Raw genomic sequence first — 12872 nt, 5'->3', positions numbered from 1 at the left:
CTGAACAGGTGTGGAGCAATGCCGCCGCCATCGGCGTGGAGTTGTCCGGCGACGCTCGCCCCGCTGGCCCGAACCGGTGTCAAACACCGATGACCCAACGCACACGACGCACAGTGCGGCACGGATAGGAAGTGACCACCAGTGAGCAGGATCAACCCCTCCGACACAGAATTGGCGTCTGACATGAGCGAAGCCCGGGTAGTAGTGGCGAGCGCATACGGCGGTCCTGAGATGCTGTCGGTGATCGACCAAGCCGTACCGGAACCTGGGCCGGGCCAGGTGCGCATCGCGGTCCGTGCCGCAGGCGTCAACCCCTTCGATCAGAGGATGTACAGCGGCGCCTTCGGCACCGATCCGGGGAACTTGCCCCTACGGCTAGGTCTTGAGGCGGCAGGAGTGGTGACTGCGGCGGGCGACCATGCGACCGGCCCCGCAGGTCCGGTCGAGGTCGGCGACGAGGTGATCGCCTACCGTGCGCCCGGCGCCTATGCCGCCGAACTCGTTGTCCCGGCCTCCTCGGTGGTGCCGAAGCCCGCCAACCTGTCCTGGGAGCAGGCCGGCGGGCTGATGCTCGCCGGCGTTACCGCCGTGCACGCTCTCGAGGCGATCGGCCTGGGCAAGGGCGAGTCGGTGTTGATCCATGGCGCTGCCGGCGGAGTCGGTCTGATGGCCGTGCAGCTGGCGGTCGCACGCGGCGCCACTGTCCTGGGAACCGCAAGCCCGGCCAAGCACGACCTGTTGCGCGAGCTGGGGGCGGTGCCGGTGGCATATGGGCCGGGTCTGGCCGACCGGGTACGCGCAGCAGCACCGGAGGGCGTCCAGGCGGCGGCAGACCTGGTGGGTACCGACGAGGCGGTGGACGTCTCCGTGGAACTGGTGGCGGACCGTTCCCGCATCGCCACGATCGCGGGCATCGCGCGCGGGGCCCAGGCCGGTATCAAGCTTCTCGGCGGCAGTCCCGGCGCGGATCCGGGTACGGACATCCGTGCCGCCGCCCGCCTGCAGCTCACCGAGGCTGCGGAGGCCGGGCGACTGCGAGTCCTGATCGCCGGCAGCTACCCGCTCAGCGAAGCCGCTGCCGCCCATCGCGAGATCATGAAAGGTCACACCAGCGGGAAAATCGTCCTGGTGCCGTAAACCAGGACCCGTGCCTCCGGCCGACGATCGATCACGCTGTCCGAAGCACCGGCGACTAGGTGACGGGCTCCCTACGTTGCCCAGGCCCGCGCCGCCGGCCATGACCTGGCCGACGGTATGCGGTGGGCCACCTGGTCCGTCGAGGCGCACCTTGAGCGGATGGACCGCTCGGGCATTGACACCGCACTGCTGTCGGTGTCGTCTCCGGGTCCGCACTTCGGCGACGACGGCGCCGCCCGCGACCTCAACGAGGAGGGAGCCCGGGTGGTTCGCGACCACCTTGGCTGCTTCGGAATGTTCGGCGGGGTGATCCTCAAGACCCACACCGAGGGGGTCTACCAACGGCCCTCCGGACGTCATCGCGCAACTGCGTCGGCTGTACTACGACACTGCGGGTTTCTCCCCTCTCACCCGCCAGGTCCCTGCCCTGGTCGACCCCGAACGACTGATGTACGGCAGCGACTACTCAGGCTTCCACACCGCTCAGGCCGCCCATCCTGATCAAGCGCTCGGGGAGTTGACGGGCCGCAGGCCGTGGAGCACGGTGTCGACGATCTGCTCGGCCAGTCCGTCAGGGAGGTCTGGGTGGTCGGGGCCGGCGAACGAGCGAATGAGCAGCGGACCGACGAACATTTCGACAGCCAATTCCAGGTCGACGTCCGCACGAAGTTCCCCGTTCGCCCGGCCTTGACGGAGGATCGCCAGTCCGAGGTCACGCCGGGGAGTGATCACGCCGGCATGGTAGGCGGCCCATATCTTCGGGCTGCTCCTTGTCTGGGCGTGCGCGTTGCGCAGGATCGCCAACAATCGGCCGACCAGACTGCGTTGCCGCAGCGACTCCAGCAGAACGACGAGGTCGTCCCGCATCGAGGTGCCGGGGAGTTCGGGTTCGGCGGACTCGGCGGCGCGTATGACGTCGACGAACAGATCCTCTTTGTCGCTCCAGCGGCGGTAGATGGCCGCTTTGCCGACGCCGGCGGTGCGGGCGATGCGCTCGATGGAGAGATCGCCCAGTGGAACGCCGTCCTCCAGGAGGAGCATCACTCCCTCCAGGATGGCCTGTTCCACGGCTTCGCTGCGAGGGCGACCGCGGGTGGGTCCGTTCGACGGCGGACGGCTTTTGGGAGGGGTCATGGCTCTCCGTCGTTCAGCCTCTCCATGTCCCATGTCTCTTGCTCACATCGACGCGGTGGAGCCGGCAGCGGCATCGACTGGACAGCCAGGACTCCAGGGCTAGTTCAAGCGGTGACTGTCGATGGCGAGGGCATCGGGATGCAGTTCCTCGACCAAACGGTAGAGCAGACGGTGAATGCTGTCCTTGTCGTCCGGGGAGAGGGGTGAGGTCGTCTCCTGTTCGATCCGCCGGGCGATCGAAGCGGCACGAGCGGCAGTCGCCTCTCCCTCGGTGGTCGCGAACAGGCGCACGCTGCGGCGGCTGGTCGGATGCGGCTCACGGCGTAGTAGCCCTCTCTCGACGAGCTGACTCACTGCGGCTCCCATGGACTGGGCCGTGATGCCCGAGCGGCGCGCGATCTCGGCGGAGGACACGCCTGGCGTCCAGAGGACCTGCTGCAGAGCGTTGTGCTGCGCCAGTGTGAGGTCTTCCGCGCGCAGTGCCCGCTCCAGCCGTCCGGCGATGATCTGGGAGAACTGCCAGGCGAGGTATCCGGTGGTGGGGAACGCGGCGTCGGTCACGGCCGCATTCTACGAGAGCGAGGTGTGTTGCTCGCCGGGGCGTTACCGGGCAGCCGGGTCAGTCGAAGGCTGCGCGGCGGGGTCCACGGGCATCGAGCCAGAAGAGCACCACGGCGGCAACGAGGATCCATGCCACCAGGACGGTGATACCCGCGGTGAGGCCGTCGTTGTTGAAGTGGGACAAGCCCTGGACGGCTCGTACGCCGACCCCCACCGGGAGGACCTCCGAGAGCGGATGCAGCCAGTCCGGCAGGTAGGGGGTGGGCAGTGTGCCACCGCTCGTGCTGTTGCCGAAGGTCAGCAGGACCACGGCGGCCAGCGACATCCCGGCGCGGCCGAAGAGGCGCATGAACAACATGGTCGCGCTGCCGACGGCCGCGGCCATCAGGGCGATGATCCCCGCGATGCCCAGGAAGGGCCCGGGCAGTGCCGCGAAGCCGAGGCTGCCGGCCATCGCCGCCACGATGACGCCTGCGAGGATGCTGAAGGAGGCCAGGCTGACCAACCGCCACCGGTACTCCAGTCGCGGAGCCATCTGGTAGGTCATCATGCCGAACAGGAATCCGGCCAGCACGACGCCGAAGGCGGCGTAGAACACCGACAGGCCGCGGGTGTCGCCCGCCGAGGCCGGCACGAGGTCCCGCACGGTCAGTCGGTCATTGTTCGCCTTGGCGACACCGGAGAAGGCGCCGGTGACCGTCGAGGTCACCGAAGGGCCGTTGGCTCCGGCATACAGCAGTGTGGCGGACTTCCCGGGGCCGGTGACATAGGCGGCGTACACCTTGCGGTCCTGCAGCGCGTGGCGGGCCGTGTTCTCGTCGGCGTAGCGCTTCACCTCGAAGCCGCCGGACAGCCCGAGCTCCAGCCCTCCGGTGACCTGTTCGACCTGCTGGGTCGTCCCGACGACGGCGACCGGAAGGTCATGAGGCCGGGGGGCATGGAAGGCGGCCAGGAACACGCTGACGAAGATCGAGCCGATGACCAGCACGATCGCGACCGGTAGCAGCACTCCCTTCGCTCCGGTGGCACCCGGCGGCGCTGGAGCGGTGTCCATCGCGTGGTGGTGGGGTGCAGGGCGCGCCTCGGGGGAAGTGGTGGGTGATGTGGACATGGGGAAGGTTCTCCATCGCCAATTAGAAGGTACCTTATAGTTGTATCACAGAAATATCAGGTACCTTACTGTCGGAGCCGCTCGTGAGCCGCACGTACGCAGATCCGTCCACGCGCGTGGGCTACCTGGCATGGCAGGTGGTCCACGTGATGGGAACGCGGCTCGAGAGAGCGTTGCGTTCGCTCGACCTCACGGCGGCGCAGCACAACGCGTTGCAGCATGTCGGCTGGACGCCGGGAACCTCCGCGGCGGAGATCGCGCGTCGGACCGGCTTGACGCCCCAGTCCATGGGTGCCGCCGTCAACGCGCTGGTCGACCGCGGCCTTCTGGCGCGCCGCGAGCATCCTTCGAACCGGAGAACCGTGCAGCTGACCATCACCGACAGCGGCGCGAAGCTCGCCGACCGGGCGCGGGAACTGGTGGAGCGACTGGACACAGAGGCGCTCGCGGTCCTCGCCCCCGCCGAGCAGGCGGCAATTCATTCCTTGCTGCTCCGCGTGCTTGCCGAGCTCAATCCGGATGCCTTGCCGCCGTTGGATCTGCGCGGCGCGGATTCCGGAGCGGCGTGATCTGGGTGGGCTGCGTCCGGCAGGCCTGAGCGCGCTGCGTCCGTGTCCGGGCGAGGCCAGACGGATGCCACTCCTAGTCCTCCAGCACCGCGTAGTCGTAGGAGACGCTGTTCCCGTTGGCCTTGGTCACGGACACCATGATCTTTTGCTGCTTCCCGTTCTCGGACGTCACCGTGCACTCGACAGAGTCGCGTTTGCGTGCCTTGAGACCTCCGGCGCAGCTCACGGATTTCGGCTTCTCCTGGACGAGCGGCACGGAGTAGTTCTCGCGGACCTGCTTCTCGACCTCCGCACGGCTCACGGACCCGGTGGAAGTGACGGTGCTGGTCGACTCCGTGCTCAGCAGCCGGGGTACGGCCACGATGGCGAACCCGCCCAGGGTCAGGACGGTGGCGGTTGCCAGGGACGCGGCGACGTATTTCATGATTCTCTCCTGCGATGCGCTTGCTGCGGTGAAGCTGTCACCGGGAGAGTGGCCCACCTGGCGGTGGCCGGGCTTCGGCCCGCCGGCCGAGAGCGTGTGGCCGGGGTCGGCCCGCAGGCCGACCCAAGTCCGACCCACAGGTCAGGCGGGCGGCGTCTGGCGGTCGCGCACGAGCCCGCTGTCCCAGGCCCAGGCGGCGATCTCCACGCGGTTGCGGATTCCGAGCTTGTCCTTGATGTTGGCCAGGTGGGTCTTGACCGTGCCCAGGGACACGAACAGCTCGCCGCAGACCTCCTGGTTGGTGCGGCCCACCGCCACCAGGCGTACGACGTCGAGTTCCCGCTCGGAGAGCGGATGCCGGACCGCTTCCGGCGGCTGCTGTCCGGCGAGGTGCTTGAGCAGCCGGACGGTGACGGCGGGGGAGATCAGGGCATCCCCACGGGCGGCGGAACGCACGGCCTCGATCAGCAGGGCAGAGCCGGAGTCCTTCAGGAGAAAGCCGCAGGCGCCGTTGCGCAGGGCGGTGTAGGCGTAGTCCTCCTGGTCGAAGGTGGTCACGACGACCACGCGGATCGGGTCGACGAGACCTGGCCCGGCCAGGGCCCGGGTGACCTCCAGGCCGTCCAGCCTGGGCATACGGATGTCGACGAGACACACGTCGGGACGCATCCTTCGGGCGAGTTCGACGCACTCGGCGCCGTCGGCGGCTTCGCCGATCACCTCGAGGTCGGGCTGGGTGCCGAGAATCAGCCGGAAGCCGGTGCGAACCATCTCCTGGTCGTCCGCGATCAGTACGCGCGTCCGTGGCCCGTTCCGATCACTGCCGCCGCTCATACCGCGATCCTTCCATAGCCGCCAGACCGGGGAAGTCGGCACTCACGCACCAGCCGCCGTCCGCTGTCCGTCCGCTGGTCAGCGACCCCTCCACGGCCTCCACGCGTTCCCGCAGGCCCACCAGGCCGAAGCCGCTCCGCCCGCCGATAGGCCCGGCGGCGCGCGTCTGCGGCGCCGCGTTGCGCGCCTCCACCCGGAGGTGACCTCGGGAGTCCAGTTCGAGGCGGACGGCGACGTCCGAACCATGGGCGTGGCGGCGCACGTTCGTCAGCGCCTCCTGCACCACGCGGTGGACGGACGTCTCCACCTCGGGGGCCAGCCGGATCCCGCGCACCTCGGGCGCGACGTGCAGCGCGGCCGCGGTGCCGTTCTCGGCGAACGCGGAGACCAAGCGGTCAAGCTCGGTCAGTAGCTCACCCGGGCGGGCGGAGCGCTGATCGTCCTCGCGCAGCACACGCACCAGGCGGCGCATGGAGTCCAACGTCTCCCCTCCGGCTCGGGAGATGCCCTCCAGCAGCGGCTTGATCTGCTCCGGAGTGGTCTCCTGGATCATCAGCGCGGCGTTGGCGTGCACGACGATGCCGGTGACGTGGTGGGCGACGAAGTCGTGCAGGTCCCGTGCGAGTTCCAGGCGCTCGTTGTGGCGTACGGATGCCACCGCCCGGGCCCGGCGGGCGTCCAGGAGGCGCAGATAGCAACCGAGCCCCACGGCGGCGCCGACGGCGAATGTCAGCACGAAGGAGTATCTGAAGAAGCTGTGCTCCGCGCCATAGCGCAGCGGCAGGACGATCACCGCGACTGCCAGCGCCGCGGACAGCGTCACGGCGGTGGCCGGGCGCTCCACCCGGCGCGCGGTCCGGGGGAGCAGCGCGAGCAGGGCGACCGTTTCCAGCAGGCCCCACGTGCCGCTGGTGAGCGGGGCGAAGGCACCCAGGCCCAGGGTCAGGGCCAAGGAGCCCAGCGCGGCGGCGCCGACACGCCATTCGGGACCCGGCCGGCGCGCGGGAAGGAGCAGTACGGCGGCGAGGGGTCCGGAAACCAGGGGCAGCCAGTTCGACCAGCGGTCCTGCGGGTCGTAGTAGGTCACCAGGTCGAACAGCCACGTCAGGGCCAGGCCGGCGCAGAGGGGGACCGTGATGGCACGCCGGACGACTGGGGAGAGCGGAGTATCAGGTTCCACGCCGCAAAGAGTACGGAGATTCGGCCGGGCAGTGGGTCGGCCCGCAGGCCGATGCCGGCCGCCTGGGACCAGCCCGGCGGCCGAGGGTGGGCGCGTGTGTCCGACGGGATCGTCGACGACATGCAGATCCTCACCGCTCTCGAATGGGCCCTGGCTGCGCTCGCCGGGTTGTGCCTCGTCCTGTGCGCCCTCATCACCGTCGATTCCGCCCGATGAAGTCGTTCCATACGGCCACCGCCCCCCGTCCTGGTGTGTGCCGGTCCGAAGAAATCCTGCGGCCCGACCTGGGCCCTGGACGGTGTCGACGTGTCCGTCCCGGCCCTGTGTCCTCGCCTGAGCGGCTCCTATCCCGAACCTGCTCGTCCGGTCATCCACTCATGGAGTTATAAAGATGGTTGATGCACCAACGCTTGTTTGATGTGAATCAGGAGGTTAATGCTTGGTCTGTGTCCAGAACCCTGGCTCTGATCACCGGTGACTCCTCGGTCGGCGGTGTCGCCTGTGCCGTGCCCTCGGCCGCCGACCGCGGCCTCCTCCCGGTGTTCCTGTTGGCGTGGCGGCGAAACCACCCGGCCGTCGATCCGGATGCGGTCGGCCCGGTCGCAGTGCACCGTCCGGCCTCCGGTGACGTCAGGCTGCTGGCACGCCACGCCGCCACTCCTCTCCCGCCGTCCCGGGGGAACGGCAGCCCGCCGGAGCGACGGGCATGGCGCACCTCCGTGGACGGTTCGGTCACCGACACGCCCCCCACCCACCACCCGCACCCCATAGAGGGAGAGTGGACATGTCCACCGAACACGCAGAATCAGAGACTTCCCCCGTCGAGCCCCCGTCCGCGCCCACCCGGCGTACGTTCATCGCCACGACGACCGCTGCGGGAGGAGTCGCCGTGGTGGGCGGCCTGTGCGCCGGACCGCCCGCGCTCGCCGCCGAGGAAGCCGTGGCCGACGAGGTGCCGCCCGGCAGCCGTGTCTCCTTGGCCGTCAACGGCGTCCGGCACACCGTCACGATCGACAACCGGACCTCGCTGCTGGACCTCCTGCGCGAGCATCTCGACCTGACCGGCTCGAAGAAGGGCTGCAACGCCGGTGCCTGCGGCGCCTGTACGGTCCTGGTCGACGGCCGCCGGGTCAACTCCTGTCTGACGCTGGCGGTGCGCCTGGAGGGCGCCGAGGTAACCACGATCGAGGGCCTGGCGAAGGGCGACCGGCTCCACCCGCTGCAGCAGGCGTTCATCGATCAGGACGCCTTCCAGTGCGGCTTCTGCACGTCGGGCCAGATCGTGTCGGGCGTCGGATGCATCCAGGAGGGTCACACCGGCTCCAGGGCGGAGATCCGGGAGTGGATGAGCGGTAACCTCTGCCGCTGCGGCTGCTACGTGAAGATCGAGCGCGCGGTCGAGCAGGCCGCCGCCGGCCGGAAGGGCTGACCTCATGCATCCCTTCACCTACGCCAAGGCCGCGGACATGCGTGAGGCCCTCAACGCTGGTTGGCGTGGCGGGCGTTACCTCGCCGGCGGCACCACGCTCGTCGACCTGATGCGGGAGACCGTGGAGCGTCCCGGCATGCTGGTCGACATCAGCGCCCTGCCGCTGCGCGAGGTCACCGTCACCGAGCGCGGGGGCCTGCGCATCGGCGCCCTGGTCCGCATGGCCGAGGCCGCCGCCCACCCGAAGGTGCGTGTCCTGTACCCCGTCATCTCCGAGGCGCTGGAGCTGAGCGCGTCGGCCCAGCTACGGAACATGGCGACCATCGGTGGCAACATCATGCAGCGCACCCGGTGCACTTACTTCCGGGACGTGACCGCCGCCTGCAACAAGCGTGAGCCCGGCTCCGGGTGCGCGGCGCTGCACGGCTACAACCGCAGCCACGCGATCCTCGGATCCTCTGACGACTGCGTGGCCACCCATCCCTCCGACGTCGCCGTGGCCTTCGCGGCACTGGAGGCGACGGTGCACGTGCTGGGCCCCGGGCGGGGAACGGCGTATGGCCTTCGCCGACTTCCTGCTGCGGCCCGGCAGCACCCCGAACCGCGAACAGGCCCTCCGCAAGGGTGAGTTGATCACTGCTGTGGAGATCCCCGCCCTTCCGCGCCCGCTGAGGTCCGGCTACCTGAAAGTGCGCGACCGCCAGTCCTACGAGTTCGCGCTCACGTCGGCCGCGGTCGCGCTGCACATCCGTGGCGGCGTCATCCGAGAGGCGAAGGTCGCCGCCGGCGGCGTCGGCACCGTGCCCTGGAAACTGCCCGCCGTCGAGCGCCACCTCATCGGCGAACGCCCCTCCGACCGGCTGTGGGCGGATGCCGCCGAGCACGCGGCCGAGGGCGCGCGCCCCCTCGCCCACAACGGCTTCAAGGCCGAGCTGCTCAAACGTACCGTCGAACGCCAGCTGCGCATCGTAGGAGGCACCAAGTGAGCCAGCCACAGGCAGCCGTCGGTGCGGGCGTGCCCCGGGTCGACGCACGGCTGAGGGTGACAGGGGGAGCCAAGTACGCCGCCGACAACAGCCCCGACGGGGTCGTGCACGCGGTCATCGTGGAAAGCAGAATCGGTCGGGGCCGGGTCACCGGCATCGACACCCGCGCCGCCCTCGCCCTGCCCGGCGTCCTGAAGGTGATCAGCCACCTCAACGCGCCCAAGCTGCCGCCGGTGGAAGGGCGGTTCCCGCCGGGCAAACCGCTGCGTGCTTTTCAGGACGACCGGGTCCAGTTCTTCGGACAGCCCGTCGCGGTCGCGGTGGCGACCACGCTGGAGACCGCGCAGCACGCGGCGAGCCTGGTGAGGGTCTCCTACGATCCCGAGACCTCCACGACCGACATCAGCGTCGCCGACGCCGCCGGCAACCCCCAGACCTATGAGCGTGGTGACGCCGACCGGGCCCTGGGCTCCGCCCCCGTCCGGCTGGAGGCGACGTACCGGACGGCCCGCAACCACCACAACCCGATGGAACCGGCCGGCATCGTCGCCCGCTGGGACGGCGACCGTCTGACCGTCTGGGAGAAGACCCAGTACGTGCTGGGCACCGTGTTCACCCTGTCCGGAGAGTTCGGCATCCCGCCGGACCACATCCGCGTCATCTCGCCGTTCATCGGCGGCGCCTTCGGCAACGCGGCCCGCGCCTGGGTGCACTCCGTCATCGCGGCCATGGCCGCGCGCGAGGTGAAACGCCCCGTGAAACTCGTACTCACCCGCAGGCAGATGTACTTCACCGTGGGATACCGGCCCGCGTACGAGTACGGACTGCGACTGGGCGCCGACCGGCGGGGCCGGCTGACCGCGTCGACGCACGACGTCCGCGCCGAGTCCTCCCGCTACGAGACGTACAGCGAGAGCGTTCTCGTCCCGGGCCGGATGCTCTACAGCACCCCCAACGTCCGCCAGGCGTATCACCACGTCCCGCTGGACGTGAGCACGCCGTGGTTCATGCGTGGCCCCGGCTACGCCAGCGGTGCCTACCCCGTCGAGTCGGCCATGGACGAACTCGCCCACGAGCTGGGCATCGACCCGATCGAACTGCGGCTGCGCAACGAACCCGCCGACGACGAGTCCAGCGGACTGCCGTTCTCCACCCGCCCGCCGTCTGCGGGAGTGCTACCGCACCGGCGCCCGTGAGTTCGGCTGGCACCGGCGCAGTCCCGAGCCGCGCTCGACGCGTGACGGTGACTGGCTCATCGGGATGGGCATGGCCGCCGGTGTCTACGACACCATGCGCAGCGAGGCCCAAGCCTCGGTCCGGCTCGACGCCGACGGCACCGCCCTGGTGCAGTCCGCGACCAGCGACATGGGCCCGGGCACGGCCACGTCCATGTCCCAGGTCGCCGCCGACGCCCTCGGCCTGACGATGCGCCAGGTCACCTTCCGGCTCGGTGACTCCCTCATGCCTCCGGCCCCCGTCCACGCCGGTTCGCAGACCATGGCCAGCGTCGGATCCGCCGTCCAGGACGGCTGTGACAAGCTGCGCAGGCAGGCGATCACGCTCGCGGTCAACGACGAGGGATCACCGCTGTACGGCGTCGACGCCGCCGACATCGTCGTACGAGGCGGTCGGCTGTATGCGAAGGACGAGCCCACCCGCGGGGAGACGTACCAGCGGCTCCTGGACCGCAACGACCGCACCCATCTCGAAGTGCTCGGCTCGTACGCCGGCCCGTCGGAGCCGGAGAGGTTCTCCCTCTACGCCTACGCCGCGCTCTTCGCCGAGGTGGCTGTCGACGCCAGGCTCGGCCTGGTGCGGGTCCGGCGCATGCTCGGCGTGTACGACGCCGCCCGGATCGTCAACCCGAGACTCGCCGACAGCCAGGCCATCGGAGCCATGACGGGCGGGATCGGACAAGCCCTCCTCGAGCACACGGTCACCGACCACCGCGATGGCCGGATCGTCAACGCCAACCTCGCCGACTACCTCGTGCCGACCCACGCCGACATGCCCGACCTGAAGGCGATCTTCATCGACGGGCAGGACTACGAAGCAGACCCCATCGGCGTCAAAGGACTCGGTGAGGTCGTCATCGTCGGAGTGGCGCCCGCCATCGCCAACGCGGTGTTCAACGCCACCGGCCGCCGCATCCGCGAACTGCCCATCACCGCGGAAGCACTGCTCTGAGCTCCCGGGCGGCCGGTGTGCCCCACAACACGCGGCTGCCCGGGTACCAGGGCCGTCGTCGCGGTTTCCTCCCCTAGGGCGCGACGACGGCCCGTTGACCCACACCTCACGGAAAGCCCCCCATGCTGAACATCACGGACACACTCCACGACTGGTGCCGCGAGGGTCGGCCGTTCGCCCTCGCCACCGTCATCGACGTCAGAGGCAGTGCACCCCTGCCGGTCGGCACCGCACTGGCCGTGGACGCCGACGGCAACGCGGTCGGTGGCGTCTCCGGCGGCTGCGTCGAAGCAGCGGTGTACGAACTGGCCCGCCAAGTGCTGGCAGACCGCGCCGCCCCCGCACGCGTTGCCTTCGGGTACTCCGACTCGGATGCCCTCGCCGCGGGGCTGACCTGCGGCGGAGAGATCGGTGTCCTGGTACAGCGCGTGGAGCCCGGCGCCCAACCCCATCTCGCCGCCGCCCTCGATGCCGTGATCGCGGGGCGTCCGTCGGCCGTCGCCCACGTCGTCGACGGTCCCGGTGAACTTGTCGGCCGTATGCTCCACATCCCCGCCGAGGGCACCCACGACGGCACACTCGGGGTCGAGAGTGAGGACCGGGCGGTCGTGGCGCGTGCGCGTGCGCTGCTGCGGGCGGGCCGGACCGCCTCGATCGAGGTCGGCGGCGGTGAGGGAGAAGCAGAGGACGCGGACGACGGCACTTGCCCGCGCAAGCTCACTGTCCTCGTCCACGTGCACGCGTCCCGCCCCCGCATGCTGATCTTCGGCGCCGTCGACTTCGCCGCCGCTCTCGGCCGGGCGGGGAGCTTCCTCGGCTACCGGGTGACCGTCTGCGACGCCCGCCCGGTCTTCGCCACCCCGGCCCGCTTCCCGCACGCCGACGAGGTGGTCACCGAGTGGCCCCACCGCTACCTCGCGGCCACCGAGACCGACGCCCGTACCGCCGTCTGCGTCCTCACCCACGACGCCAAGTTCGACATCCCCCTGCTGTCTCTGGCACTGACCCTCCCCGTCGGATATGTCGGCGCCATGGGCTCGCGACGCACCCACGAGCGTCGCGTCGACCTGCTCCGGGAAGTCGGCGTCTCCCAGGACCAACTGGCGCGTCTGCACTCACCGATCGGCCTGGACATCGGAGCCCTGACGCCCGAGGAGACAGCGATCTCCATCACGTCGGAGATCATCGCGCACACCAACCGCGGCACGGGACGGCCGCTTTCACGCGGCACCGGTCCCATACACGTTCCCCCGCAGCCTCAGCCCGGCTTGGTGACGGCGACGTAACCCCCCGCACAAGCGCTTCGGCCGAAGTTCCCGC

The 12872-nt window shown here is 69.8% G+C and carries 10 protein-coding genes and 3 pseudogenes; 7 read left to right on the top strand and 6 right to left on the bottom strand.

Annotated features, from left to right (window positions below):
- Positions 1-204: 204 nt before the first annotated feature.
- Together M2266_RS05075 and M2266_RS05070 are read left to right on the top strand one after the other, a co-directional pair.
- Positions 205-1137, top strand: a complete 933-nt coding sequence (locus M2266_RS05075; protein WP_277441069.1) for an NADP-dependent oxidoreductase — start codon at positions 205-207, stop codon at positions 1135-1137.
- A 117-nt stretch (positions 1138-1254) separates the two neighbouring features.
- Positions 1255-1434 (top strand): annotated as a pseudogene (locus M2266_RS05070) (amidohydrolase); the annotation flags it as partial.
- Between the two features lie 204 nt (positions 1435-1638).
- Here M2266_RS05070 and M2266_RS05065 read toward each other — a convergent pair.
- From M2266_RS05065 to M2266_RS05055, 3 genes are all read right to left on the bottom strand, one after another.
- Complete coding sequence (locus M2266_RS05065; protein ID WP_277437038.1) at positions 1639-2271, bottom strand: TetR/AcrR family transcriptional regulator; 633 nt, start codon at positions 2269-2271, stop codon at positions 1639-1641.
- Positions 2272-2370: 99 nt separating this feature from the next.
- On the bottom strand, positions 2371-2832 hold the full coding sequence (locus tag M2266_RS05060) for a MarR family transcriptional regulator (protein WP_277437037.1): 462 nt from the start codon (positions 2830-2832) through the stop codon (positions 2371-2373).
- Between the two features lie 58 nt (positions 2833-2890).
- The gene (locus M2266_RS05055; protein WP_277437036.1) at positions 2891-3943 is read right to left on the bottom strand and encodes an ABC transporter permease; all 1053 of its coding nucleotides are present in this window, start codon (positions 3941-3943) and stop codon (positions 2891-2893) included.
- Positions 3944-4026: 83 nt separating this feature from the next.
- On the opposite strand from M2266_RS05055, the gene M2266_RS05050 reads away from it, so the two are divergent.
- Positions 4027-4512, top strand: a complete 486-nt coding sequence (locus M2266_RS05050) for a MarR family transcriptional regulator (RefSeq protein ID WP_277437035.1) — start codon at positions 4027-4029, stop codon at positions 4510-4512.
- 73 nt (positions 4513-4585) lie between these two features.
- Here M2266_RS05050 and M2266_RS05045 read toward each other — a convergent pair whose 3' ends face one another.
- From M2266_RS05045 to M2266_RS05035, 3 genes are all read right to left on the bottom strand, one after another.
- Positions 4586-4936, bottom strand: a complete 351-nt coding sequence (locus M2266_RS05045) for a DUF4333 domain-containing protein (protein WP_277437034.1) — start codon at positions 4934-4936, stop codon at positions 4586-4588.
- Between the two features lie 141 nt (positions 4937-5077).
- The gene (locus M2266_RS05040; RefSeq protein WP_277437033.1) at positions 5078-5770 is read right to left on the bottom strand and encodes a response regulator transcription factor; all 693 of its coding nucleotides are present in this window, start codon (positions 5768-5770) and stop codon (positions 5078-5080) included.
- A complete protein-coding gene (locus M2266_RS05035; protein WP_277437032.1) occupies positions 5754-6950 on the bottom strand; it encodes a histidine kinase in 1197 nt (398 codons plus the stop codon). Before M2266_RS05035 ends, M2266_RS05040 begins: the two co-directional genes overlap by 17 nt.
- A gap of 784 nt (positions 6951-7734) precedes the next feature.
- Between M2266_RS05035 and M2266_RS05030 the strand changes: the two genes are divergently transcribed.
- The 4 genes and pseudogenes from M2266_RS05030 to M2266_RS05015 all read left to right on the top strand — a co-directional run bounded on the left by M2266_RS05030 (position 7735) and on the right by M2266_RS05015 (position 12838).
- Positions 7735-8379, top strand: a complete 645-nt coding sequence (locus tag M2266_RS05030; RefSeq protein ID WP_277437031.1) for a (2Fe-2S)-binding protein — start codon at positions 7735-7737, stop codon at positions 8377-8379.
- 4 nt (positions 8380-8383) lie between these two features.
- A pseudogene (locus M2266_RS05025) lies at positions 8384-9365 on the top strand (xanthine dehydrogenase family protein subunit M).
- 29 nt (positions 9366-9394) lie between these two features.
- Positions 9395-11552: pseudogene (locus tag M2266_RS05020) on the top strand (xanthine dehydrogenase family protein molybdopterin-binding subunit).
- 122 nt (positions 11553-11674) lie between these two features.
- Positions 11675-12838: an XdhC/CoxI family protein gene (locus M2266_RS05015; RefSeq protein WP_277437030.1), complete on the top strand. Its 1164-nt coding sequence runs from the start codon at positions 11675-11677 to the stop codon at positions 12836-12838.
- The last annotated feature ends 34 nt before the right edge of the window (positions 12839-12872 follow it).

Origin of the sequence: Streptomyces sp. SPB162, from assembly GCF_029504575.1 — a bacterium.
GTDB lineage: Bacteria > Actinomycetota > Actinomycetes > Streptomycetales > Streptomycetaceae > Actinacidiphila.
The sequence above is the reverse complement of the archived record's forward strand: the minus strand, read 5'-3'. Positions and strand labels throughout refer to the sequence as shown.

Excerpts from the sequence above, each read along its gene's own strand:
- M2266_RS05030 (WP_277437031.1), top strand. The coding sequence starts at position 7,735 with ATGTCCACCGAACACGCAGAATCAGAGACTTCCCCCGTCGAGCCCCCG.
- M2266_RS05055 (WP_277437036.1), bottom strand. The coding sequence starts at position 3,943 with ATGTCCACATCACCCACCACTTCCCCCGAGGCGCGCCCTGCACCCCAC.
- M2266_RS05065 (WP_277437038.1), bottom strand. The coding sequence starts at position 2,271 with ATGACCCCTCCCAAAAGCCGTCCGCCGTCGAACGGACCCACCCGCGGT.
- M2266_RS05015 (WP_277437030.1), top strand. The coding sequence starts at position 11,675 with ATGCTGAACATCACGGACACACTCCACGACTGGTGCCGCGAGGGTCGG.
- M2266_RS05040 (WP_277437033.1), bottom strand. The coding sequence starts at position 5,770 with ATGAGCGGCGGCAGTGATCGGAACGGGCCACGGACGCGCGTACTGATC.
- M2266_RS05045 (WP_277437034.1), bottom strand. The coding sequence starts at position 4,936 with ATGAAATACGTCGCCGCGTCCCTGGCAACCGCCACCGTCCTGACCCTG.